At 59.9% G+C, this 23844-nt stretch carries 20 protein-coding genes; 9 read left to right on the forward strand and 11 right to left on the reverse strand.

Going from position 1 to position 23844, the window contains the following annotated elements:
- Positions 1–8: 8 nt before the first annotated feature.
- Complete coding sequence (locus I3J13_RS17305) at positions 9–908, reverse strand: LysR family transcriptional regulator (protein WP_003522616.1); 900 nt, start codon at positions 906–908, stop codon at positions 9–11.
- A gap of 249 nt (positions 909–1157) precedes the next feature.
- Here I3J13_RS17305 and I3J13_RS17310 point away from each other — a divergent pair, with 249 nt between their 5' ends.
- The 4 genes from I3J13_RS17310 (at position 1158) to I3J13_RS17325 (ending at position 7022) form a co-directional block, all read left to right on the forward strand.
- Complete coding sequence (locus tag I3J13_RS17310; RefSeq protein WP_020809339.1) at positions 1158–1964, forward strand: alpha/beta hydrolase fold domain-containing protein; 807 nt, start codon at positions 1158–1160, stop codon at positions 1962–1964.
- A gap of 56 nt (positions 1965–2020) precedes the next feature.
- Entirely contained in the window at positions 2021–3211 is a 1191-nt protein-coding gene (locus tag I3J13_RS17315) for an efflux RND transporter periplasmic adaptor subunit (RefSeq protein ID WP_080850934.1), read from the forward strand.
- 131 nt (positions 3212–3342) lie between these two features.
- On the forward strand, positions 3343–6537 hold the full coding sequence (locus tag I3J13_RS17320) for an efflux RND transporter permease subunit (protein ID WP_020809338.1): 3195 nt from the start codon (positions 3343–3345) through the stop codon (positions 6535–6537).
- Between the two features lie 290 nt (positions 6538–6827).
- Entirely contained in the window at positions 6828–7022 is a 195-nt protein-coding gene (locus I3J13_RS17325; RefSeq protein ID WP_003522620.1) for a hypothetical protein, read from the forward strand.
- Positions 7023–7079: 57 nt separating this feature from the next.
- Here I3J13_RS17325 and I3J13_RS17330 read toward each other — a convergent pair whose 3' ends face one another.
- Both I3J13_RS17330 and I3J13_RS17335 read right to left on the reverse strand, forming a co-directional pair.
- Positions 7080–7925: an endonuclease/exonuclease/phosphatase family protein gene (locus tag I3J13_RS17330; RefSeq protein ID WP_080850931.1), complete on the reverse strand. Its 846-nt coding sequence runs from the start codon at positions 7923–7925 to the stop codon at positions 7080–7082.
- Between the two features lie 49 nt (positions 7926–7974).
- Positions 7975–9435 (reverse strand): phospholipase D-like domain-containing protein, encoded by a 1461-nt coding sequence (locus I3J13_RS17335; RefSeq protein WP_031233581.1) that lies wholly within the window; start codon positions 9433–9435, stop codon positions 7975–7977.
- A gap of 225 nt (positions 9436–9660) precedes the next feature.
- Between I3J13_RS17335 and pdxY the strand changes: the two genes are divergently transcribed.
- Positions 9661–10536 (forward strand): pyridoxal kinase PdxY, encoded by an 876-nt coding sequence (pdxY, locus tag I3J13_RS17340; protein ID WP_031233580.1) that lies wholly within the window; start codon positions 9661–9663, stop codon positions 10534–10536.
- Positions 10537–10711: 175 nt separating this feature from the next.
- Positions 10712–11353: a carbonic anhydrase gene (locus I3J13_RS17345; RefSeq protein WP_006312112.1), complete on the forward strand. Its 642-nt coding sequence runs from the start codon at positions 10712–10714 to the stop codon at positions 11351–11353.
- Between the two features lie 157 nt (positions 11354–11510).
- Here the strand turns inward: I3J13_RS17345 and I3J13_RS17350 are convergent, their stop codons facing one another.
- Both I3J13_RS17350 and I3J13_RS17355 read right to left on the reverse strand, forming a co-directional pair.
- Positions 11511–12326 carry a lytic murein transglycosylase gene (locus tag I3J13_RS17350; RefSeq protein ID WP_003522625.1) on the reverse strand — a complete coding sequence of 272 codons (816 nt, stop codon included), beginning with the start codon at positions 12324–12326 and terminating at the stop codon, positions 11511–11513.
- Positions 12327–12540: 214 nt separating this feature from the next.
- Positions 12541–13575 (reverse strand): aspartate-semialdehyde dehydrogenase, encoded by a 1035-nt coding sequence (locus tag I3J13_RS17355; protein WP_003522626.1) that lies wholly within the window; start codon positions 13573–13575, stop codon positions 12541–12543.
- Between the two features lie 508 nt (positions 13576–14083).
- Between I3J13_RS17355 and I3J13_RS17360 the strand changes: the two genes are divergently transcribed.
- The 3 genes from I3J13_RS17360 (at position 14084) to I3J13_RS17370 (ending at position 19204) form a co-directional block, all read left to right on the forward strand.
- Positions 14084–15967, forward strand: a complete 1884-nt coding sequence (locus tag I3J13_RS17360; RefSeq protein WP_196379565.1) for an MFS transporter — start codon at positions 14084–14086, stop codon at positions 15965–15967.
- Positions 15968–16164: 197 nt separating this feature from the next.
- Positions 16165–17739 carry a Re/Si-specific NAD(P)(+) transhydrogenase subunit alpha gene (locus I3J13_RS17365; RefSeq protein WP_196379566.1) on the forward strand — a complete coding sequence of 525 codons (1575 nt, stop codon included), beginning with the start codon at positions 16165–16167 and terminating at the stop codon, positions 17737–17739.
- 19 nt (positions 17740–17758) lie between these two features.
- Positions 17759–19204 (forward strand): NAD(P)(+) transhydrogenase (Re/Si-specific) subunit beta, encoded by a 1446-nt coding sequence (locus tag I3J13_RS17370; RefSeq protein WP_003522629.1) that lies wholly within the window; start codon positions 17759–17761, stop codon positions 19202–19204.
- A gap of 172 nt (positions 19205–19376) precedes the next feature.
- On the opposite strand, the gene rutF is transcribed toward I3J13_RS17370, so the two are convergent.
- The 6 genes from rutF to rutA are packed head-to-tail and all read right to left on the reverse strand — an operon-like array spanning position 19377 to position 23580.
- Positions 19377–19901, reverse strand: a complete 525-nt coding sequence (rutF, locus tag I3J13_RS17375) for an NADH-dependent FMN reductase RutF (protein WP_059760055.1) — start codon at positions 19899–19901, stop codon at positions 19377–19379.
- Between the two features lie 26 nt (positions 19902–19927).
- On the reverse strand, positions 19928–20518 hold the full coding sequence (locus tag I3J13_RS17380; protein ID WP_196379567.1) for a malonic semialdehyde reductase: 591 nt from the start codon (positions 20516–20518) through the stop codon (positions 19928–19930).
- 16 nt (positions 20519–20534) lie between these two features.
- Positions 20535–21326, reverse strand: coding sequence for a pyrimidine utilization protein D (rutD, locus tag I3J13_RS17385; protein WP_196379568.1), 792 nt, complete (start codon positions 21324–21326; stop codon positions 20535–20537).
- A gap of 13 nt (positions 21327–21339) precedes the next feature.
- Positions 21340–21726 (reverse strand): pyrimidine utilization protein C, encoded by a 387-nt coding sequence (gene rutC, locus I3J13_RS17390; RefSeq protein WP_003492069.1) that lies wholly within the window; start codon positions 21724–21726, stop codon positions 21340–21342.
- Between the two features lie 25 nt (positions 21727–21751).
- Entirely contained in the window at positions 21752–22492 is a 741-nt protein-coding gene (rutB, locus tag I3J13_RS17395; protein WP_196379569.1) for a pyrimidine utilization protein B, read from the reverse strand.
- Positions 22489–23580 (reverse strand): pyrimidine utilization protein A, encoded by a 1092-nt coding sequence (gene rutA / locus I3J13_RS17400; RefSeq protein WP_142844954.1) that lies wholly within the window; start codon positions 23578–23580, stop codon positions 22489–22491. Before rutA ends, rutB begins: the two co-directional genes overlap by 4 nt.
- Between the last annotated feature and the right edge of the window lie 264 nt (positions 23581–23844).

A 23844-nucleotide genomic window follows, 5' to 3' on the forward strand; every position in this document is an offset into this window, starting at 1 on the left:
TGGTCGCCTCACACCAGGCCGTGCACCAGCTTTGCCAGCCAGTCGACAAAAACGCGGACCTTGTTGGTTACATGCCGGGTCTGGGGATAGACCACATAGATCGGCATGGCCTCGCGCCGCCATTCGGAAAGCACCGGCACCAGCTCGCCCCGCGAAAGCGCATCCTTCACCATGAAGACGGGAAGCTGCACAATGCCCATGCCGGCCAGTGCGGCATTGAGATAGGTGCGGCTGTCATTGACCGAGACGACATAATTCGGGGTCAGCTCGACGCTGCGCACGCCATTGTCGAAGGAAGCCGGCATGATCTGGCCGGTGGTGGCATTAAGGTAGCCCACCGAATAATGCTCCTTCTCCAGATCCTCCGGTTCTTGCGGCATGCCGAAATTTTCGATGTAGGATGGCGAGGCGAATGTCTCGAACCGCAGTTCGCCCACTTTACGGGCAATCAGCGACTGATCGCGCAGCACGCCGACCCGCAGCGCACAGTCGACATTCTCCGCGATATAATCGACCAGACGGTCGCCGACACCGAGATCGAGACGGATTTGCGGATAACGCTGGTAAAATTCGCAAAGATGTGGGATAACCACCAGGTCCGCGAAGACACCGGCCATTTCCACCCGCAACCGGCCGGAGGGCTGCACCTGCGCGCTGGACATGCTACCGTCAAGTTCTTCGATTTCCGACAAAATCTGTGAGGCCCGCTCATAATAGAGAGCGCCGTCCGTTGTCAGCATCACCCGGCGCGTGGTGCGGTTAAGAAGTGTGGTGTGCAAATGCGCCTCCAGCGCCTGCACCATATTGGTGACAGTGGTTTTCGGCATGTTCAGCGCGGTGGCGGCGCGGCTGAAATTACCGGTTTCCACGACCCGCGTAAAAACCCGCATGGCGGAGAGCTGATCCATTCACTGCCTCGGAGATATGATTATCCGTTATTTCGGAATAGTGTTTTCAAATTTGCATGCTTGATCGTTTCGATCCGAACAATAATATGGATTTCAGATTTTGCAATATGATCCGCCTTCAAGCATGTCGCGCAAAAGTGCGTTGCGGTTTTGCGGTGACGACATGCGGCAAGATAAAAACTTAAAGAACAGGAGCGTATCCGAAGGATCGCAACACGCTTTAAGTGGTGGCGCAAAGGATCTGGGTTCATGAACGCGCATTGGGAAAATATGGGTAGCGAGACGTCCGCGTCGAAGCTCTCCGTGCGCCGTTATGAAGGTTCCTGCCTCTGCAGCCATCCGCCTGTCGTGCTTTATCTGCGCGGCGGATCGTTTCTGGAACCCGGTCTCGAGCCGGGCGGCAATTGCCCCGAGCTTCCGGTGGCCCGCGCGCTTGCAGAAAGCGGCGCAGTGGTCGTGGAAGCCGACTACAGCAAGCCGTCCGGCAACGAGTTTCCGATGGTCATCGATTGCGCCTATGAGGCGCTCGATCATCTGAGCCGGGACCGCAAGCATTATGGCGGCGCGAAATCGCTGCTGTTCGTGGCCGGCGAAGAGGCTGGCGGCAATGTGGCGGCGGGGCTTGCCTTGAAGGCCCGTGACCGCATGCCGGGCAAACTCGCAGGCCAGATTCTTCTGTCGCCCATGATCGACCCGATGATGACGACGGAATCCTTCCGCGATGCGGACAGGATCGGCATGCGCCAGCGCTGGGCCGATGGCTGGAGCCATTACCTTGCCAAGGCGTGCGGGTTTTTCCACCCCTATGCCGCGCCCTGCCAGTGCACGCGGCTGAACCGGGTGGCGCCGGCGCTGATCTTTACCGCCGAGGACGACCCTCTGCGCGACGAAACGGTCAATTATGCAGACCGCCTCATCGCCTCCGGTGTCAGCGTCCGGCAGCATGTTTTCCCCGCCGGCGTCGGCTGGACGGGGCTTTATCAAGGAGAGGGCGGCGGATGGGTCTCATCCGTCTGTTCGGAGTTCAAGACCTTCGTTGACCAGTTAAAACACTGAAAATTCGCATTTATTTATGAACGACCTGCTCCCGATCGGGGGCCAAGGAGATACCCATGACGCTGAACACAAAGCGCCGGGCCCTGACGGGTGCCGGCATCGGACTTGCCATGTCCGTTGCAGCAGCAGCACTGTTTTTCGACCTCCCCACCAGCCGCAATGCCACGGCCGCCTCCACGCCTGCCGAAACGCCGGCAATCCCGGTCACCGTCGCCAAGGTGGAAAGCCGCGACGTCATGCGCTGGGAAGAGTTTTCCGGCCGTCTCGAAGCCGTTGACCGGGTGCAGATCCGCTCCCGCGTCGCCGGCCAGATCAAGGCCGTGCATTTCCGCGAAGGCGCGCTGGTGAAGGAAGGCGACCCTCTCTTCACCATCGACCCGGCCCCTTATCAGGCCGCCGTTGCGGGTGCTGAAGGACAGGTCGCTTCCGCCGAAGCCAAGGTCAGCCTTGCGAAGACCGAACTCGACCGTGGCCGCAGGCTTTCCGATAACCGCACCATCTCCCAGAGCGATCTCGACCAGCGGCAAAGCTCGTTTGCGGATGCCGAAGCCCAGCTTCGCGCCGCCCGCGCAGCCCTGACCACGGCTCAGCTCGATCTCGGTTATACCGAAATCCTCGCCCCGGTTTCCGGCCGCGTCGGCCGCATCGAAATCACCGCCGGCAACCTCGTCGCCGCCGGCTCGACCTCGCCGGCGCTCACGACACTGGTATCGGTCAACCCGATCTATGCCAGCTTCAACGCCAGCGAAGGCGTCGTGGCCAAGGCGCTTGCCGAACTGCCGCAGACGGACGGCGCCCTGCCCGCTCTCGAACAGATCCCGGTGGAAATCGGCACGCTTTCGGATGAGGGCACGCCGATCAAGGGCACCCTGCACCTGATCGACAACCAGGTGGATTCGGCAAGCGGCACCATCGGTGTCCGCGCCGTCTTCGAAAATCCGGACGGCAGGCTGATCCCCGGCCAGTTCGTGCGGGTGCGCATGGGTGAACCCAAGCCGGAAAACCGCATCGTCATCAGCGACCGGGCCATCGGCACGGATCAGGACAAGCGTTTCGTCTTCGTGGTCGATGCCGAAAACAAGGTGAGCTACCGCCAGATCAAGCCCGGTGCACCGGCCGATGGCCAGCGCATCATCGAAAGCGGCCTCGCCGCCGGTGATACGATCGTCGTCAACGGTCTGCAGCGCATTCGCCCCGGCGCAACCATCGCACCGCAGGCGGAAGACAAGGTTGCTGCTTCGCAGTAACCCGCCTCTTTGATCAGCAAGCGTCCCGCGCTTTCGCGAGACGCCCCTTCAGACAGAACCGGCCTTCACCGGCGGCAGGATTGCCGCCGGAACGGCCTTCGCATTCCCAAAGACCCGGAGAGGGACTGGATATGAATATTTCCAGATTTTTTGTCGACAGGCCGGTATTCGCCGGCGTTCTGTCGATCCTGATTGTGGTGGCAGGCCTACTCGGCATGCGCGCCCTGCCGATTTCGGAATATCCCGAAGTCGTTCCGCCATCCGTCGTCGTCCGCGCCACCTATCCCGGCGCGAACCCGACCGTTATTGCCGAAACCGTCGCGACACCGCTGGAAGAACAGATCAACGGCGTCGAGGACATGCTCTATATGGGCAGCCAGGCGACGTCCGACGGCGTGCTGACACTGACCGTGACCTTCAAGCTCGGCACCGACCCTGACAAGGCGCAGCAGCTGGTGCAGAACCGCGTGTCGCAGGCCGAACCGCGCCTGCCGGCGGAAGTGCGCGCACTCGGTATCACCACGGTCAAGAGCTCGCCCGACTTCATCATGGTCGTCAATCTCGTCTCGAAGACCGACGCCTATGACATCACCTATCTGCGCAACTATGCGACGCTGAACGTCAAGGATCGCCTCGCCCGCATCGAAGGCGTGGGCCAGGTTCAGGTCTTCGGCGCAGGTGACTATTCCATGCGCGTCTGGCTCGACCCGCAGAAGGTGGCCGAGCACGATCTGGCCGCAAGCGACGTTTCCGACGCCATCCGCCAGCAGAATGTGCAGGCCGCAGCCGGCGTCATCGGCGCTTCCCCAAGCCCGAACGGCGTCGACCTGCAGCTCAACGTCAATGCCCAGGGCCGTCTGACCACGCCGGAAGAATTCGGCAACATCATCGTCAAGAGCGGCGCCAACGGTGAAATCACCCGCCTGCGTGACGTCGCCCGCATCGAACTCGGTGCGGCCGATTACACGCTGCGCTCGCTGCTCGACGGCGAACCCGCCGTGGCTGTCGCCGTGTTGCAGGCCCCCGGCTCCAATGCCATCGAAATCGCCGACAATGTCCGCGCCACGATGGACAATCTGCAGCTGGCAATGCCTGACGGTGTGAAATACGAAATCGTCTACGACACGACGAAATTCGTGCGCTCCTCCATCGAAAAGGTTGTCGATACACTCCTCGAGGCCGTTGGCCTCGTGGTGCTCGTCGTCATCCTCTTCCTGCAGACCTGGCGCGCCTCGATCATTCCGCTGATCGCCGTTCCAGTCTCGATCATCGGCACCTTCGCCGTCATGTATGCCTTCGGTTTCTCCATCAACGCGTTGACGCTGTTCGGGCTCGTGCTCGCCATCGGCATCGTGGTGGATGACGCCATCGTGGTCGTCGAAAACGTCGAGCGAAACATCGAAAACGGGCTCTCGCCGCGTGACGCCACCTATAAGGCGATGCGCGAAGTCTCCGGCCCGATCATCGCGATTGCGCTGGTTCTGGTCGCCGTCTTCGTGCCGCTTGCCTTCATCTCCGGCCTGTCCGGCCAGTTCTACCGGCAGTTCGCGCTGACCATCGCCATCTCCACCGTCATTTCGGCCATCAACTCGCTGACGCTGTCGCCCGCTCTTGCAGCCCTGCTGCTGAAGGAACATGGCGCACCGAAAGACTGGTTGACCCGCTTCATGGACAAGATCCTCGGCTGGTTCTTCCGCGGCTTCAACCGCGCCTTCGGTGCCGCCTCCAACGGCTACGGCAAGACCGTGGGCGGGCTGGTGACGCGCAAGAGCCTTGTCATGATGGTCTATATGGCGCTGGTGGCCGCCACCTACGGCATGTTCACCACCGTCCCGAGCGGCTTCGTTCCGGCGCAGGACAAGCAGTACCTGATCGGCTTCGCCCAGCTTCCGGACGGCGCAACGCTCGACCGCACGGAAAGCGTCATCAAGCGGATGAGTGACATCGCGCTCGAAACACCCGGCGTCAGCCACGCCATCGCCTTTCCCGGCCTGTCGATCAACGGCTTCACCATCGGCTCCAATTCCGGCATCGTCTTTGCGGTTCTCGATGATTTCGAAAAGCGCAAGACACCGGAACTGTCCGGCGGCGCCATCGCCATGCAGCTGAACCAAAAATATGCGGGCATTCAGGATGCCTTCATCGCCATGTTCCCGCCGCCGCCGGTCAACGGTCTCGGCCAGACGGGCGGCTTCAAGCTGCAGATCGAAGACCGCGCCGGCTACGGCTACCAGACGCTGGATGAAGCGACGAAGGCAGTGATCGGCAAGGCCTATCAGACGCCGGAGCTGGCGGGTATCTTCTCCAGCTACCAGATCAACGTGCCGCAGCTCTTCGCCGATCTCGACCGCGCCAAGGCGGAACAGCTGGGTGTCTCCGTCAGCGACGTCTTCCAGACGCTCCAGATCTATCTCGGCTCGCTCTATGTCAACGACTTCAATGCTTTCGGACGGACATACAGCGTGCGGGTCCAGGCGGATTCCCAGTTCCGCGCGCATGCCGAAGATATCGGCCGCCTGAAGGTTCGCTCCGCATCGGGTCAAATGATCCCGCTGTCGACGCTCTTGAAGGTAAATGCGACGACGGGGCCGGAGCGCACCAACCGTTATAACGGCTTCCTTGCGGCCGATATCAACGGCGGTCCGGCACCGGGCTTCTCCTCGGGACAGGCGCAGGCGGCGATTGAAAAAATCCTTGCCGAAACCCTGCCCGCAGGCGTCGACTACGAATGGACGGACCTGACCTACCAGCAGATTTTGGCAGGCAATTCCAGCATCGTGGTCTTCCCGCTGGCGCTGCTCTTGGTCTATCTCGTGCTCGCCGCGCAATATGAAAGCCTCACCTTGCCGATTGCGATCATCCTGATCGTCCCGCTCGGTGTGCTTGCGGCCCTCACGGGCGTCTGGCTGACGGGAGGGGATAACAACATCTTTACGCAGATCGGCCTTGTCGTCCTTGTGGGTCTCTCGGCGAAAAACGCGATCCTGATCGTGGAATTCGCCCGGGAGCTGGAATTCGAAGGACGAACGCCGCTTCAGGCGGCCATCGAGGCAAGCCGGCTTCGCCTGCGCCCGATCCTCATGACCTCGCTCGCCTTCATCATGGGCGTGGTGCCGCTGGTCGTCTCCACCGGTGCAGGTGCGGAAATGCGTGCGGCCATGGGTGTCGCGGTGTTCTCCGGCATGATCGGCGTAACGTTCTTCGGCATCTTCATGACACCGGTCTTCTACGTGCTGGTGCGCAGGCTGGCGGGCAATCGTCCGCTCATCCAGCACAAGCAGGAAGAACCGGCCAATTCGGACTACAAGCTCGAAAAGGCCGGCTGAGACCCCACTCCCATCCACCGCCACCTTCGAAGCAAGCCCGCCGCGCATCCCCCGATGCGCGGCGTTTTTATACCTGGAAATGTCTATGCGTCTCCACTGAAATAGAATCAGTTTCAAATGCTTAAGCGGGAAAATCGCCTATATTGTTCCGCATTGAACCTGTCAAAAATCAATATATCCACACCAACTCGGCGGAGCAGCAAGAAACGATGCTATTTTATGCTTTGTATTTTGTGGTAAATTCTCAAGAACAGGGTGATTCGGACTAAATGATTTAGTTCAGGGGCTGCATGATGGAGCAGGAATACGAAAACTGGGCAACGACCGTTGCCTATTCGATAGTGATGCATGAAGGTCTGGATCTGGCGCTTTCCGCGCAGAATCTGGACAGAAGCAAGACCAGAAACAACCGTGAGCGGCTGATGGAAGCCATTCGCACATCGTTGCTGGAAGCGCGTTCGCGCAGCCATCTGACGGCAGCGTAACGGCTTCCCACTGCTCGGGTCCTGTCTCCTGCTTGCGGCATATCATCCGCAACGGGATCAGGCCGGAAGCAGGTCGGTCCGCACCGCCGCCTTCAGCGGCAGATGATCCGAGGCGATGCGCGCCAGCGCGCTATCATGCGCCTCCACCTGCTCGATCAACCCTTCACGATTGGCGATGATCCTGTCGAGCGCCAGCACCGGCAGGTTGGACGGAAAACTCGGCACCGCCGGCGGCAAAGCGCCAAAAGCATCCCGGAACGTATTGAGCGACGACCCGTTGCCGAGACGCCATTCGTTCAGGTCTCCCATGAGAATGGTCGCGCATTCGTTGCGTGCTTCCAGAAGGCCGATCAATGCTTTCGCCTGCTGGGCGCGGGAATGTCTGAGAAGCCCGAAATGGGCGGCGATGACCCGCAGCGTGCCGCCCCGTTTCAGATCCAGCTCCACGACGAGCGCGCCGCGCGGCTCCAGCCCCGGCAATTTCAGCGTATGCACATCCCTGACCGCCCCTTCCTTGAACAGCACGACATTGCCGTGCCAGCCATGAGCCTTTACGCCAGCCTGCACGGGCACGGGGATGAGGCCGCTTTCCCGCTCCAGCCGTGCGAGATCGAGCAGGCCGGTGCGCTCTCCGAAACGGCTGTCCGCTTCCTGAAGAGCGATGATGTCAGCGCCGATTTCCTGAATGACGCGGCTGGTGCGATCGGGATCGAACTTGCGGTCGCGGCCGACGCATTTATGCACATTGTAGGAGGCGATGACGGGGAAGGAATGATCTTTCGTCGCTGGCGCCGCATTCTGGCGCTGGCGACGGTCGCGCAGCGACTGCATGACGAAGGCGGACAGGCTGGTGTTTTTCGTCAAAGCCGTTTTTTCATCATCCAGCAAACCGTTCTTTTTCACGCGTCGATGCCTCCGGTCTCGCGCAGCGCCCTGTCGGACGCACCGCACTCTAAAGATAAGGCGAAGCGAGCCACAGGACACGCTCCACAAAACGGACAACGAATGGCCGCGCATTCAGTTCGCTGAGCCGCACGGGCAAGGCGGTTGCCCGTGCATCCCGGATGCGCTCGCCGATTGTCGCGGCGAATTCCTCATCCATAACTTCGAGATCGATCTCAAAGTTCAATCGCAGCGAACGCGGATCGAGATTGGAAGAGCCAATGTAGCTCCAGCGCCCGTCGATCACCAGAAGCTTGGAGTGATTGAAAGCCCCCGTCGCCCGCCAGATGCGGCAGTAATTCTTCAGCATCTGATCGAATTGCGCCGTCATCGCCCTGTCCACAAGCACCAGATTGTTGCTTTTCGGCACGATGATATCCACCACGACTCCCCGCCTTGCTGCGGTTATGAGCGCCGAAATAAGCTCCCGATCGGGGAGAAAATAGGGCGACATGATGAGAATGGAGGAGCGCGCAACGGAAAACGCACCCATCAGCATCTTGTGACTGGTCTCGATGCTCTTGTCCGGCCCGGAGGAGCAGACGCGGGCAACGATCTGCGAGCCCGGCACGCCATCGGGAATGGCAATATCCCAGACCGGCGCATCCAGAAGCTCCCTTGTCGTGAAGCGCCAGTCCTCCGCCGCGATGGAGAAAAAATCCGATACAACCGGCCCGGTGATCTTGAAATGCGTATCGTGCGACTGGCTTTCGCCGCCGAATTCCTGGGTGAACCCCTCGCGGATATTCATGCCGCCGCTGAATGCGATGCGCCCGTCCACCACAAGGATCTTGCGGTGGGTGCGCAGATTGGCATAGGGCAGCCGCAGCCCCATGATGACATTGCCGTTGAAGACATCGCAGACGATGCCCTTTTCCCGGAGCGTCGGCAGGATGCTCGGCACCGAATAACGCGCGCCCACCGCATCCACCAGCACCCGCACCTCCACGCCGCGAAACTTCGCCCTTTCGAGCGCCGCGACAAAGCGGGCGCCGATCCGGTCATTGTCGAAAATATATGTTTCGAGAATGATCGACCGCTTCGCCTCGTCGATCGCCTCCAGCATGGCGGCATAGGCGGCATCCCCCGTCACCAGCGGCTCGATGCCGTTGCCGGTCGTCAGCGCATGGCGCGTCACCCGGTCGCCCAGCGTCTTCATCGCCTCGAAACGGCGTCCGAAACGCGCGGCTATCGTCTCGCCGCTGGCATCCAGACGCGCCACGCGATCCATGATTTCGTCCTGCATGAAGGACCGCTGCTGCGTGATATTGGACCGGCGAATGCGGTTGATGCCGGCAATGGCATAGATGACCGCGCCGACGATGGGCGACAGCACGATGACGCCGACCCAACCGAGCGCGGAGCGGACCTCCTCCTTCGTCATCGTGGCATGCACGGCGGCCACGGTTCCCATCAAAATCGAGAGAACGGCAAGGATATGCGGCCAATAGGCAATGACGAGATCGAGCATGGTACAACTATAGAGTACTTCGGCAATCTCGCAATGACAGGCAGGTACCGCTGGCAGAGACAGAGAACCTGACCGCGCCATGCTTTTGCGGGACAGACCCTTGCGGGATTAACGGTGGAAACCGGCCTTGCGATATGTCATGAGAGCGCATCTTGATCTTTGGGCAGTGGCAAGGCGGGGTGCACTTGCGGGCTTTCTGCCTCGTTTGAAAGCAAGAAGGCCGTGATGCAGGAAAATACACAGGGCGCCGTCATCGTCATTTCCAGCCATGTCATGCGTGGTTCCGTCGGCAATCGCGCCGCTGTCTTTGCGCTGGAGACACTCGGTTATCCCGTCTGGGCGGTGCCCACCATCGTCATGCCCTGGCATCCCGGCCACGGCCCTTCCACCCGCATGCGCTTTCAGGACGACGATTTCGACAAGGCGATGACCGACCTCGAAAACGCCAAATGGATCGGCGAGGTCAAGGCTGTTCTGACCGGTTATTTCGGTAGCGCCGCGCAGGTGCGCTCTGTCGCAAGGCTGATCCGCAATCTGAAGGAAAAGAACCCGTCGCTGATTTACGCCTGCGATCCGGTCATGGGCGATCTGGGCGGGCTTTACATTCCGCTCGAGACCGCCGAAGCCATCCGCGATCACCTCATTCCGCTTGCCACGGTCGCCACGCCGAACCGTTATGAACTCGCCTGGATGAGCGGCGCGGAGCTCGAGACCAACAATGCCATCATGGATGCCGCGCTCGCCCTCGGCCCGCCGAAAATGCTGGTCACCTCAGCCGTGCCGATGATGACGGGCGGCACCGGCAATCTTTATCTCAGCGGCCGCCACGCGCTGCTTGCCGAACATCGCGCCATCGAGAATGCGCCGAACGGCCTCGGCGACCTGATGTCGGCGCTGTTCCTCGCCCGCCTGCTGGAAGGCATGGATGACGAAAAGGCGCTGCAGCTCGCAACCGCCAGCGTCTTCGAAATTCTGGCGCGCACCAAAAAACGCGACATGAATGAATTGACGCTGGAGACGGACTCTTCAAGTCTCTCCACACCCATGGCCATGGTGCAGATGCGCCATCTCTTGCATCCTTCGCGCAGCAAGCGCAAATAGCGGCTAGAGCATGTCCAGGAAAAGTGGCCCTCGGTTTTCCGTCCGGCAATGCGGCAAAAAAGGAGTTGGAGCGGTTTCGCGGTTCGAAGAAAAGCGAAAATGCTCCAAAGGATTGGTCTTCAACGCACCGAGTTCTTCTCTTGATCTCGGTCCAACCACAACGGTACTGCGATAGATGAAAGATTTTCCGGAAACCCTTCTCAACGGCTACAAGAACTTCATGAGCGGCCGCTACGTCGACGAGCGCGAAAGATACCGCGTTCTGGCCGACACCGGACAGAAGCCGCAGACCCTGTTCATTGCCTGTTGTGACTCCCGCTCCGCGCCGGAAACCATTTTCGACTGCGGACCGGGAGAGCTTTTCGTCGTCCGCAACGTCGCCAACATGGTGCCGCCCTTCGAGCCGGACGGGCAGTACCACGCCACTTCGGCGGCCATCGAATACGCCGTTCAGGTTCTGAAGGTGAAGGACATCGTCGTCATGGGCCACGGCCGCTGCGGCGGCATTCAGGCAGCGCTCGATCCCAATCTCGAGCCGCTGTCTCCCGGCGATTTCATCGGCAAATGGATGAACATGGTCAAGTCCGCGGCCGAGCAGATCCAGAGCAATGACGTGATGACCGCTTCCGAGCGCCAGACCGCACTGGAACGCGTTTCCATCCGCAACTCCATCGCCAATCTGCGCGGCTTCCCCTTCGTCAAGGCGCAGGAAACCGCCGGCAAGGTGAAGCTGCACGGCGCATGGTTCGATATTTCGACCGGCGAATTGTGGGTGATGGACAGCAAAACGGGCGATTTCCGTCGTCCGGATCTGTGATTTTCAAAGCCTCGTCACCCCGGACTTAATCCGGGGTCCAGCGCGATCAAGTCCTCGATCGCTAAAAGACTTTCTCCACGGCGCAGACGCGCCGTGGCTGGATGCCGGATCAAGTCCGGCATGACGGAAGTGAAATTTTAGCCCGTGGAAAGCGGCCTTATTGGCCGTCAATCGCCTTGCCGATGAAGGCAATGGCCTGCTGGTAGACGCTTGCGGCGTTCCAGCCCTGGATGGCCGCGTAATTCGCCTGTCCCTGCTGATAACCGGCGCCGCGCTGCCAGCCATGGCCGACAAGGAAGTTCGCTGTGGAGGCCAGCGCATCGGCGCGCGAACCGACGAGATCGATCCGGCCGTCGCGGTCGAAATCCACGCCGTAACGCACGACGTTCAGCGGCAGGAACTGCGTCTGGCCGATTTCACCATGGGCCGCACCCTTGGCGTTGACGTTCAGCGAACCGCTGCCGACGAGCTTGAGGGCCGCATAAAGCTGCTCGGTGAAATAATCCGAACGACGGCAATCGAAGGAGAGCGTCGCCACGGCGGAAAGCGTGTGCTGGTTGCCCATGAAGCCGCCAAAGCCGGTTTCCATGCCCCAGATGGCGAGCAGCGGACCGGCCGGCACGCCATAGGCGCGCTCGATGGAAGCAAAGAGAGAAGCGTTGTTCTTCTTCATGGTCTTGCCGCGCGAAATGATCGTCTGACCGCCACGCTTCTGCATGAACTGTTCGAAGGAGAGCTTGAAGCTGTGCTGGCCGCGATCTGCGCGGATCGTCGCCTGGTTGTAGGAGACGCCGGAGAAAGCACGGTCGAGCACCGAGGCGCTGACGCCGCGGCCCGCCGCTTCCTGCTTGAAGGCGCCGACCCAGGCATCGAAGCCCGCCGAAGTGTTGCCGCATTGCGCAGCCATAACCGGCGTCGCTGCCAGAACCGAAACCATGGCCACACCAGCCAGAATTACCTTCATTGCCCGCATCAAAATCTGCCTTCGATATCCTTTGGGGAATTTTTCCCGAGAACCAAACCGTCAATACTGTATGATTCAGGTGCCAAATTGCTTTTTGGCGGCCTAAATTGCCTTTCGGCAGCAAGGCCTGCAAATAAACTGGCCGTGATCGTCGCCAATTATGAAACCCGCCTGCCCCACACAGAACAGACGGGTTATACTTAACGAACCTTAAAAAATGGTATCAGGCAGCCGCCTTGCGGGGCTTGATGAAACCACGATTGATCAAGAGTTCGGCGATCTGGACGGCGTTGAGAGCCGCACCCTTGCGCAGATTGTCGGAAACAACCCACAGGTTGAGGCCGTTTTCGACCGTCGCATCTTCGCGGATGCGCGAGATATAGGTCGCGTCCTCACCGGCGGATTCAACCGGGGTGATGTAGCCGCCGTTTTCGCGCTTGTCGATGACGAGGCAACCCGGCGCTTCGCGCAGGATATCGCGCGCCTGATCGGCGGTGATCTCGTTTTCGAACTCGATATTGACCGATTCCGAATGGCCGATGAAGACCGGAACGCGCACGGCCGTGCAGGTTACCTTGATCTTCGGATCGAGCATCTTCTTGGTTTCGGCCAGAACCTTCCACTCTTCCTTGGTGTAGCCATCTTCCATGAAGACGTCGATATGCGGAATGACGTTGAAGGCGATGCGCTTGGTGAACTTCTTGGCTTCGACCGGATCGGCCACGAAGACGGCGCGGGTCTGCTGGAACAGCTCGTCCATGCCTTCCTTGCCGGCGCCGGAAACCGACTGGTAGGTGGAGACGACGACGCGCTTGATCTTGGCGAAGTCATGCAGCGGCTTCAGCGCGACGACGAGCTGTGCCGTGGAGCAATTCGGGTTGGCGATGATGTTCTTCTTGGTGAAGCCCGCAACCGCATCGGCATTGACTTCCGGAACGATCAGCGGAACGTCCTGATCGTAGCGCCATGCGGAAGAGTTGTCGATGACGACGCAGCCCTGCTGGCCGATCTTCGGCGACCACTTCTTGGAAACATCGCCACCGGCCGACATCAGGCAAATATCCGTGTCGGAAAAATCGTAGTTCTCGAGGTTCGAGACCTTCAGCGTGCGGTCGCCATAGGAGACTTCCGTGCCCTGCGAGCGGGCGGAAGCGAGCGGCACGACTTCATCGGCGGGGAAACCGCGTTCGGCCAGGATATTGAGCATTTCGCGACCGACGTTGCCGGTGGCGCCTGCAATTGCAACTTTGAAACCCATGATCAAGCTCTCTTTCTGTCTCTCCTCTTTTTGGTGAGGTGGGAACCCGCATCAGATCGCGGCTTCCTCGATCCCCAGCCAAACCGGGGAGAGAGCGGTGGCCAGAGACGTTAGACGGTTTTAATCGTCGTTTTGGCCGTAATTCGGGTAGGATGAGAAAGGCGCGGATCATCGCCGGCGGATTGTGCCGGTCCTTCCATGACGAACATGTCTGCAACATGCATGCGCAAGGTGATGCTCCTTCTTCGCGAGAAGCTATTAGAAGGTTTCTTGTTTGTGTCAAGAAAAAAGGCGCGTTTGGAGACGTCTTGCGCAAGACGTCAAATCGGCCTCGCGACATTTTCGGGACGCCTTGCATTAGACTAAAGTCATAATCCGAAAGCATCGCTCTTATTGCAGTTAATTTTCTGTCACTCTGACACTCCGCGCATTGCACCCTTATGGGGAGTCCGGAGGAGAGAGATGGGCTCCGCAATGCGCCAATTGGGACATCTGTGGAGGACAGACAATGGCAGATATTGCAGCCGTGAGCGGCGCCGCCCGTCCAATGACGGGTGAAGAGAAGAAGGTGATTTTCGCCTCTTCTCTCGGAACAGTCTTCGAATGGTACGATTTTTATCTGTACGGCTCGCTCGCGATCTATATCGGCGCGAACTTCTTCAGCCAATATCCAGAAACGACACGGAACATCTTTGCGCTGCTGGCCTTCGCCGCCGGCTTCCTCGTGCGCCCCTTCGGCGCGCTGGTATTCGGCCGTCTGGGCGACATTGTCGGCCGCAAATATACCTTCCTCATCACCATCCTCATCATGGGCGTTTCGACCTTCCTCGTCGGCGTCCTGCCCGGCGCATCGCAGATCGGCATTGCCGCTCCGATCATCCTGATCGTTCTGCGCATGCTGCAGGGCCTGGCGCTTGGCGGTGAATATGGCGGTGCGGCAACGTACGTCGCCGAACATGCACCGAACGGCCGCAGGGGTTATTACACCTCGTGGATTCAGACGACGGCGACGCTCGGCCTGTTCCTGTCGCTGGTGGTCATTCTCGGCGTGCAGTTCGCACTCGGCAAGGAAGCCTTCGCAGCCTGGGGCTGGCGCATTCCCTTCCTCGTCTCCGTTCTGCTGCTCGGCGTATCGGTCTGGATTCGTCTGAAAATGAACGAATCTCCCGCCTTCAAGAAGATGAAGGAAGAAGGCAAGACATCCAAGGCGCCGCTCAGCGAAGCCTTCGGCCAGTGGAAAAACGCCAAGATCGCGCTCATCGCGCTTGTCGGTGCCGTCATCGGCCAGGCCGTCGTCTGGTATACGGGCCAGTTCTACGCGCTGTTCTTCCTGCAGAGCATTCTGAAGGTCGACGGCCAGTCCGCCAATATCATGGTGGCGGCGGCCCTCATCCTCGGCACCAGCTTCTTCGTCATCTTCGGCTGGCTTTCCGACAAGATCGGCCGCAAGCCGATCATCATGGCCGGTCTCATCCTTGCCATGCTGACCTACTTCCCGCTGTTCAAGGCACTGACATGGGCCGGCAACCCGGCGCTTGCACAAGCCCAGTCCAGCGTTCGCGCCACCGTGACCGCAGCCCCCGGCGACTGCAAGTTCCAGTTCAACCCGACCGGCACGGCGAAATTCACCACATCCTGCGATATCGCCACCTCGTTCCTGACGCGCAACTCCGTTCCCTATGACGTGGTTGCAGGAGCAGCCGGTCAGCCGGCCAGCATCAAGATCGGCGATGCGACCATCGCCAGCTACGACGCGGCCGCCGCCGGCGCGGATGCGGCAGCCAAGGACAAGGCCTTCCAGAAGCAGGTCAACATGGCGCTTCACGATGGCGGCTACCCGCTGGTGCGCGGCGCGGCGCAGGTGCCGGACGCGAAACTGGATGCCTTCATTGCCGCAAACCCGGAGCTTAACCTCAATGCGGAGGCCGTTCGCGCTGCCGACAAGAAGATGGTCGCGACCGACAAGCTGGTGGCGGACAAGCTACTGACACCGGCAGAAGCCGCTGGTGCCGCGGAAATGGCCGTCTACACCGTAGCCGGCGGCGGCACCTTCTCCATGGTGGCCGATCCGGCCGCCGTGAACTGGGTCGTCATCATCGCGGTCCTGACCGTCCTCGTCATCTACGTGACGATGGTTTACGGCCCGATCGCGGCCCTGCTGGTCGAACTGTTCCCGACCCGCATCCGCTACTCCGGCATGTCGCTGCCATACCACATCGGTAACGGCTGGTTCGGCGGCCTTCTGCCCGCCACCGCCTTTGCGATGAGCGCGGCGAAAGGCGACATCTATTACGGCCTCTGGTACCCGATCATCTTCGCAGGCATCACACTGGTCGTCGGCCTGCTGTTCCTGCCGGAAACCAAGGATCGCGATATCCACGCCATGGATTGAGCCATACCCTGTTTGACATTTTCGGAACCCGGCGCTGAAGCGCCGGGTTCTTTTATTGCGCAGTACGTCCGCATATCGAACAAGACTGTCGCAGCGGGCTGTCATTCCGTCGCAGGCAAGACAAAATCAATATGGAGACAAAGCCCCCCTGAATAGGCTATGACCCCCCTATATTATCAGGCAGAGGGAGAGCCATTTTGAGAATCGGGACACCTAAGGAATTATATGAGGGCGAGGCGCGCGTCGGCATGACGCCCGACAGCGCCCAGGCATTGCAGAAACTCGGATATGATTGCATTCTTGAAACCGGTGCAGGCAAGGCGGCGGGTTTTTCCGACGACGCCTATCGCGCAGCCGGTGTAACGATCGTCGATAGCGCCGATGCGCTTTACGCCGGTTCCGACATCATCGCCAAGGTTCGTCCGCCGGAAACGTCGGAGATTGATCGCCTGTCTTCGGACAAGACGCTGATCTCGTTCTTCTATCCCGCCCAGAACAAGGACCTTCTGGAGCAGGCGAAGGAAAAGGGCGCAAATGTCATCGCCATGGACATGGTGCCGCGCATTTCCCGCGCCCAGAAGATGGACGCCCTGTCCTCCATGGCCAATATCGCCGGTTATCGCGCGGTGATCGAGGCCGGCAATAATTTCGGCCGCTTCTTCACCGGTCAGGTCACAGCCGCCGGCAAGGTGCCGCCCGCCAAGGTGCTGGTCATCGGCGCAGGCGTCGCCGGTCTTGCCGCCATCGGCACGGCCACATCGCTCGGCGCCATTACCTATGCCTTCGACGTTCGCCCGGAAGTGGCCGAACAGATCGAATCCATGGGCGCGGAATTCGTCTATCTCGATTTCGCCGATCAGCAGCAGGACGGCGCCGCCACCGGCGGTTATGCCGCCCCCTCCTCGCCGGAATTCCGCGAGAAGCAGCTCGAAAAATTCCGCGAACTCGCGCCGCAGATCGATATCGTCATTACCACGGCGCTCATTCCGGGCCGCGACGCCCCGAAACTTTGGCTCGCCGACATGGTGGCGATGATGAAGCCGGGTTCGGTCATCATCGACCTCGCTGCCGAACGCGGCGGCAATTGCGACCTCACGGTTCCCGACCAGCGCGTCGTCTCAGAGAATGGCGTCATCGTCATCGGCTATACGGATTTCCCGAGCCGCATGGCCACACAGGCCTCGACGCTCTATTCCACCAACATCCGCCACATGATGACCGATCTGACGCCCGCCAAGGACGGCAAGCCGGTTCACAACATGGAAGACGACGTCATCCGCGGTGCGACGGTCACCTATCAGGGTGAAATCACTTACCCCCCGCCACCGCCGAAAATTCAGGCGATTGCCGCGCAGAAGCCGAAGGAAAGAGCAAAAGAACTCACGCCTGAGGAAAAGCACGCCAAGGAACATGCGGACTTCAAGGCGCAGACGAAAAGCCAGGTCGGCCTGCTCACCGTCGGTACGGCGATCCTGCTTCTGGTAGGCGCTTTCGCGCCGGCAAGCTTCATGAGCCACTTCATCGTCTTCGTGCTGGCCTGCTTCGTCGGTTTCCAGGTCATCTGGAATGTCAGCCACTCGCTGCACACACCGCTGATGGCGGTGACGAACGCGATTTCCGGCATCGTCATCATCGGCGCATTGCTGCAGATCGGTTCCGGCAACTGGCTGGTGGTGATCCTCGCCTCGCTTTCCGTCCTGATCGCGACGATCAACATCGTCGGCGGTTTCCTCGTGACACGGCGCATGCTCGCCATGTTCCAGAAGTCCTGAGCCGTGTAGGGGACATTCAATGACCATTGGTATCGTTTCCGCGGCCTATGTTGCCGCAGCCGTTCTTTTCATCCTTTCTCTTGGCGGCCTTTCCGGACAGGAAAGCGCCAAACGCGCCGTCTGGTACGGCATTGTCGGCATGGGTCTCGCCATCGTCGCCACCGTCTTCGGCCCTGAGATCAGCAAGGGCGTCGGGCAGTGGCTCGTGGTGCTGCTGATGCTGGCGGGCGGCTCCGTTCTCGGCTATTTCGTCGCAAGCCGCGTGCAGATGACCGAAATGCCGCAGCTTGTTGCAGCCCTTCACTCCTTCGTCGGCCTTGCCGCCGTCTTCATCGGCTTCAACGCCCATATCGAGGAAGCGCATGTCGCCTCGCTCGATGAGACCGCCCGTTCGCTGCTGACGGGCTTTTCCGCCATTCTCGCCCACAAGACGCCGGTAGAACTGGCGATCATGAAGGTCGAGGTCTTCCTCGGCGTCTTCATCGGCGCGGTCACCTTCACCGGCTCCGTCGTCGCCTTCGGCAAGCTTGCCGGCAAGGTGGACGGCAAGGCGAAGAAACTGCCGGGCGGGCATCTGCTCAATGCCGGCGCTGCGATCCTGTCGCTCGTGCTGCTCATCATGTATTGCAACGGCGCCGGCGCTTGGACGCTGGTGCTGATGACGCTTGCCGCCTTTTTCATCGGTTATCACCTGATCATGGGCATCGGCGGCGCCGACATGCCTGTCGTCGTCTCGATGCTGAACAGCTATTCCGGCTGGGCGGCGGCGGCAATCGGCTTTACGCTCGGCAACGATCTGCTGATCGTCACCGGTGCGCTGGTCGGCTCCTCGGGTGCGATCCTCTCCTACATCATGTGCAAGGCCATGAACCGCTCCTTCATCTCGGTCATCCTCGGTGGCTTCGGCGGCACGACGGGTCCGGCGATGGAAATCGAGGGCGAGCAGGTGGCGATCGACGCCGAAGGCGTGGCCGCAGCGCTGAATGACGCCGACAGCGTCATCATCGTTCCCGGCTACGGCATGGCGGTGGCGCAGGCGCAGGCCGCGGTCTCCGAACTGACCCGCAAGCTGCGCGCCGACGGCAAAACCGTGCGCTTCGCCATCCACCCGGTCGCAGGCCGTCTTCCCGGCCACATGAACGTGCTGCTGGCCGAGGCCAAGGTGCCCTACGACATCGTGCTGGAAATGGACGAGATCAACGACGACTTCCCCAATACCGACGTCGTCATCGTCATCGGCTCCAACGACATCGTCAATCCGGCCGCCCAGGACGATCCGAACTCGCCGATTGCCGGCATGCCGGTTCTGGAAGTGTGGAAGTCCAAACTGGTCATCGTCTCCAAGCGCGGCCAGGGAACGGGTTACTCCGGCATCGAGAACCCGCTGTTCTACAAGGACAATACCCGCATGTTCTACGGCGACGCCAAGAAGTCGATCAACGATCTTCTGCCGCTGATCAAGTAAATGAAAAGGGCGTTTCCGGGAGACCGGAAACGCCTTCGAATTTCTGAGAAACGACGATACGTTTCGTCCGTCATGCCGGACTTGTGCGGATGCTACGGCCGCGCCAAACGGAACCGTTTCGCGGGACTTTGTCGATAGACTGCCGCCACTTCCAACTTTCAAAAGACCGCGCTCAAAGCACCCGGTAACGCCGGTTGAAATACATCAGCGCCTCATCGCCCGCATTGATCTTCATATCGACGACATCGCAGATCAGAATATCATGCGTGCCGCCGTCATGCGCCTCGCGAATGCGGCAGTCGAAAGAGACAAGCGCGTCCTCCAGAACCGGCGCGCCGGTTTCAAGCACACCCCAGCTCCCGGCGGCGAAACGCTCTTCCGCCGGCGTCTTGCCGCCGAAAAGCGTGCTCAGCACCTCGTGATGGGCGGCGAGCGTGTTAACGCAGACGACGCCATTGGCCTTCACCACCCTGTAGGCGGAAGAATTGCGGTTGAGGCAGATAAGAAGCGTGGGCGGATTGTCGGAAACGCTGCAAACCGCTGTCGCTGCAAAGCCTGCACGGCCTGCCGCCCCGTCCGTGGTGACGATATTGACCGCCGCACCGAGCCGCGCCATAGCGTTTCTATAATCGAGGCTACGCTGCTGTGCAGTCTTCGTCTCCATTTCCGCTTCCTTTTCAAGAGACATCATCTGCATCTAACCCATCCTTCCTTAACAGGCCATCAAGCCAGCACACAGGCGTCTTCAAAGCCAAGGCGGGGCAACCGTCCGAAAAGCTTCGACGGATCGCCATAGCCGAGATTGATCAGGAAATTGGACTTCCACGTCGTGCCTGCGAAAAACGCCGTATCCACCTTGCCTTTGTCGAAACCGGACATTGCCCCGGTATCCAGTCCCAACGAGCGGGCTGCTAGGATGAGATAACCCGCCTGTAGCGTGGCATTGCGGAAGGCCGTTTCCTCGGCCACGGCCGGGCTGGAGGTGAACCACGAACGGGCATCGGCATGCGGAAACAGCATCGGCAGTTTCTCGTAAAATTCGCGGTCGATGGCAGCGATCACGGTGACGGGTGCTGCCATGGTCTTTTCAAGATTGCCCGAAGAAAGCGCCGGCCGCAGTTTTTCTTTCGCTTCCTGGTTGCGCACGAACACGAAACGCCCCGGCGAGCAATTGGCCGAGGTCGGACCCATCTTCGTCAGATCGTAAAGCTCTCTCAGCGTCTCGTCGCCGACCGGCTTGTCAGCCCAGCCATTGTGGGTGCGCGCCGCGGTGAAAAGTGCTGCAAGTGCCTTGTCGTCGAGTGCTGTGGTCATTGTCCTAAAAATCCCGTCAGAATGTTCGTGTTGCCGGTAGCAGAAACTGCAAAAGCCGAGCGTTGAAAAGGTCAGCTTCGGTAATATTGACCGCATGCGCCCCGAAATCGAGAAGGCAGAGTTCGCCATGCGGCAAACCCTCAACGAGACGCAGGGAGCGGGTGTAGGGCACCAGAAGATCGTCTTTCGTGCCCACCACCAGAACCGGATTGCCGATCTCGCCGAGGCGACTATCGACGTCGAAGCCCCTCAGCGCCGCGATGCGCCGAAGCACATTCGCCCTCCCCTGAAAATGCGCGACGCCATGGGCATCGTCCCGCGCCAGCCGCTCCTGATGTTCCGACATCCAGGCGGCCGGATAAAGAAACAGCGGCTGGGCTTTCACGAAAGCCTCAACGCCGGATTTATCCAGAAGCTCGATCCGCACATCGAAGCAGCGCCCGGAATGCGGATCGGCCTTGCTCCAGGCATTGATCAGAACGAGCCTGTCGATGAGACCGGGCCTGCGCAGCGCGATATCGAGGCCGATCAGGCCGCCAAGCGCATGACCCATGAAGTGGAATTTATCGAGGTTCAGCGCCGAAGCGATTTCCAGCACATCATCCGCCATCGCCGATATGCCGCCATCCAGCGGCACCTCGCCGCCAGTCCTGCCGGTTCCGCGATGATCGTAGGTGACGATCCGGAAATGATCGGAAAGGGCTTCGATCTGCGGCGTCCAATAGGCGCCCGATCCGCCCAGCCCCGATGACAGCAGGATTGTAGGCGCCTCAGGATCAGTCCGGCCATGAACCTCGAAATGCATCATCTGCCGTTTCGCCCTATTTGCCGATATGGGCGACGGTGGCGATTTCCACCAGCGCATCGGGCTTTACGAGGCCGCACTGGATGCAATAACGCGCCGGCTTGTCGCCGGGGAAATATTCGGCATAGACCGTGTTAACGGCCTGGTAGTTGGCCCAGTCGGTGATGAAGATATGGTTCATGGTAACGTCCTCCATCGTGCCGCCGGCGGTTTCGATGACGGACTTGATGGTTTCCAGAACATGGCGGGTCTGCGCGCTGGCATCGCCCACATGCACGACATTATTGTCCTTGTCGAAGGGCAGCGTACCGGAAACGTAAACCACGCCATCGGCAAGGGTTCCCGGCGAAAAGGGAGCGATGGGCTTGCTGGTGCCGGCGGGCACGACGATCTTCTTCGGCATTTCGTTCTCCTCTTGTGGTTGGATATCAAGCGCTAACGGGTGCGGCCTGCGAGATGACGCCGCAGAAATCATTGACGGTGGCGACCCAGCCGAAAAACTTCTCGACATTGTAGACCGTCGCCTGCTGGATATAGTCCGGCCCGAGATGATGTGTGGCATCCTCCAGCATCACCCCGAAATATTCGAGATGGAAGGCGTCGCGCAGCGAGCTTTCCACGCAGACATTGGTGGCGATGCCGACGAAGACCAGATTGCGGATGCCGCGGGCGCGCAGCACGCTGTCCATATTGGTATTGAAGAAACCGCTGTAACGCGTCTTCGGCACCAGAATATCGCCGGGCTGCGGCTGCAGCTCGTCGACGATGGCGTAATCCCACGTGCCCTTTGCCAAGAGCTGGCCCTGCAGCTCCGGCCTCTTGCGCATGGTCTTCAGGGCGTTGGACTTATGCCAGTTGGGCGAACCCGGCCCGCCCGCCTCGACATAATCCTTGTCCCAGCCATTCTGGAAGTAGATGACCTGAACGCCCGCCGCCCGCGCCGCATCCAGCGTCTTCTTGATGTTGGAGATGGTGCCCTTGGCCCCCGAAATGTCGAAACCGGCCAGATCGACATAACCGCCTTCGGTCGAATAGGCGTTCTGCATATCGACCACGACAACGGCGGTCTCGCTGGGTTTCAGGGTAATCGGCTCCGGCCTTGCGGGAAGCGTCACGCTTTCCGAACGGCTTTCCGGCCCCTTGTAACCCGCCACGACGGCTTCACTCATTCCGCAGCCTCCAGTGCAGCCTGAACATGCGCGCGGCTCTTCATCAGCGGCTGCACATATTTGCCGAATTTCTCGACGCCTTCGAGGAAGTCGTCGAAGGTCAACATCACGCCGCCCGTTCCCGGCACTTCGCTCATCTCGTCCAGCATGGCCGCCACTTCCTCATAGGAGCCGATCAGCGTTCCCATGTTGATGTTGACCGCCGAGACGGGATTGGACATGTGCCGGACATTGGTGTCGGAGCCGGATTTGGTATCGACAGCGCTTTGCAGGCCGAGCCACTTGATCGCATCCTCATCCGCACCGGCCTTGTAGTGCTCCCATTTCGCCCAGGCATCTTCGGATTTTTCCTCGGCAAGGATCATGGTCAGCACGACGGACTTAACCTCGCGACCGGTCTTTTCCGTTGCCGCCAGCAGCCGCTCATTGGTGGGCGCGAAGGCCTTTGGCGTATTGACGCCGACGCCGAAGCAGAAGCTGTAATCGGCGAACTTGGCCGAAAACGCCATGCCGGAGTTGGAGGAACCGGCGCAGATGAGTTTGACGTCGCCCTGCGGCACCGGCTTCATGCGGCAATCCTCCATCTGGAAGAACTTGCCCTTGTAGTCCGACTGGCCCTCGGTCAGCAATTCCTTGAGGACTGTCGTATATTCGCCGAGATATTCATAACGATCGCCGAAATAATCGTCGCCCGGCCAAAGCCCCATCTGGCTGTATTCCGGCCGCTGCCAGCCGGTAATAAGATTGATGCCGAAACGGCCGCCGGAAATGGAATCGATGGTCGTCGCCATGCGGGCAACGATGGCCGGCGGCATGACCAGCGTTGCGGCCGTGCCGAACAGCTTGATCTTGGAGGTGACGGCGGCAAGGCCTGCCATCAGCGTGAAGGATTCCAGATTATAGTCCCAGAATTCGGTTTTGCCGCCAAAGCCGCGCAGCTTGATCATCGAAAGAGCGAAATCGAAACCATATTGCTCTGCCTTCAACGTGATGGCCTTGTTCAGGTCGAAACTCGGTTTGTATTGCGGCGCGTTTTCTGACAGCAGCCAACCATTGTTCCCGATCGGGATAAAAACACCAACTTCCATCTTGCTGTTCCCTTTTTTGCATCAGGTGTCTCCTGACTTGGCAAAAGAGTAGCAGGTTCTGTGCCAGACCAAATAAAATAATTTTATCAAATGGATAAAATTTTGGAGGCGAATTATTTTTACCAAAAGATAAAAATTTTATCATTTAATAAAATTATTTGCCTGTTTATTCGGCAAATATCGAACGCAATCTGCGGGGAATGGGTGGCTCTTATATCGGTCGCGGAGCGCTGAACGGCATCCGAAACCCTCTCCTCCGTCATG

The sequence above is a fragment of the Agrobacterium leguminum genome, from assembly GCF_015704895.1.
Lineage (GTDB): Bacteria > Pseudomonadota > Alphaproteobacteria > Rhizobiales > Rhizobiaceae > Agrobacterium > Agrobacterium leguminum.

Bases quoted from the DNA above. Each gene is read 5' to 3' on its own strand.
- I3J13_RS17305 (WP_003522616.1), bottom strand. From the start codon at position 908: ATGGATCAGCTCTCCGCCATGCGGGTTTTTACGCGGGTCGTGGAAACC.
- I3J13_RS17310 (WP_020809339.1), top strand. From the start codon at position 1,158: ATGAACGCGCATTGGGAAAATATGGGTAGCGAGACGTCCGCGTCGAAG.
- I3J13_RS17315 (WP_080850934.1), top strand. From the start codon at position 2,021: ATGACGCTGAACACAAAGCGCCGGGCCCTGACGGGTGCCGGCATCGGA.
- I3J13_RS17320 (WP_020809338.1), top strand. From the start codon at position 3,343: ATGAATATTTCCAGATTTTTTGTCGACAGGCCGGTATTCGCCGGCGTT.
- I3J13_RS17325 (WP_003522620.1), top strand. From the start codon at position 6,828: ATGATGGAGCAGGAATACGAAAACTGGGCAACGACCGTTGCCTATTCG.
- I3J13_RS17335 (WP_031233581.1), bottom strand. From the start codon at position 9,435: ATGCTCGATCTCGTCATTGCCTATTGGCCGCATATCCTTGCCGTTCTC.
- pdxY (WP_031233580.1), top strand. From the start codon at position 9,661: ATGCAGGAAAATACACAGGGCGCCGTCATCGTCATTTCCAGCCATGTC.
- I3J13_RS17345 (WP_006312112.1), top strand. From the start codon at position 10,712: ATGAAAGATTTTCCGGAAACCCTTCTCAACGGCTACAAGAACTTCATG.
- I3J13_RS17350 (WP_003522625.1), bottom strand. From the start codon at position 12,326: ATGCGGGCAATGAAGGTAATTCTGGCTGGTGTGGCCATGGTTTCGGTT.
- I3J13_RS17355 (WP_003522626.1), bottom strand. From the start codon at position 13,575: ATGGGTTTCAAAGTTGCAATTGCAGGCGCCACCGGCAACGTCGGTCGC.
- I3J13_RS17360 (WP_196379565.1), top strand. From the start codon at position 14,084: ATGGCAGATATTGCAGCCGTGAGCGGCGCCGCCCGTCCAATGACGGGT.
- I3J13_RS17370 (WP_003522629.1), top strand. From the start codon at position 17,759: ATGACCATTGGTATCGTTTCCGCGGCCTATGTTGCCGCAGCCGTTCTT.
- rutF (WP_059760055.1), bottom strand. From the start codon at position 19,901: ATGCAGATGATGTCTCTTGAAAAGGAAGCGGAAATGGAGACGAAGACT.
- I3J13_RS17380 (WP_196379567.1), bottom strand. From the start codon at position 20,518: ATGACCACAGCACTCGACGACAAGGCACTTGCAGCACTTTTCACCGCG.
- rutD (WP_196379568.1), bottom strand. From the start codon at position 21,326: ATGATGCATTTCGAGGTTCATGGCCGGACTGATCCTGAGGCGCCTACA.
- rutC (WP_003492069.1), bottom strand. From the start codon at position 21,726: ATGCCGAAGAAGATCGTCGTGCCCGCCGGCACCAGCAAGCCCATCGCT.
- rutB (WP_196379569.1), bottom strand. From the start codon at position 22,492: ATGAGTGAAGCCGTCGTGGCGGGTTACAAGGGGCCGGAAAGCCGTTCG.
- rutA (WP_142844954.1), bottom strand. From the start codon at position 23,580: ATGGAAGTTGGTGTTTTTATCCCGATCGGGAACAATGGTTGGCTGCTG.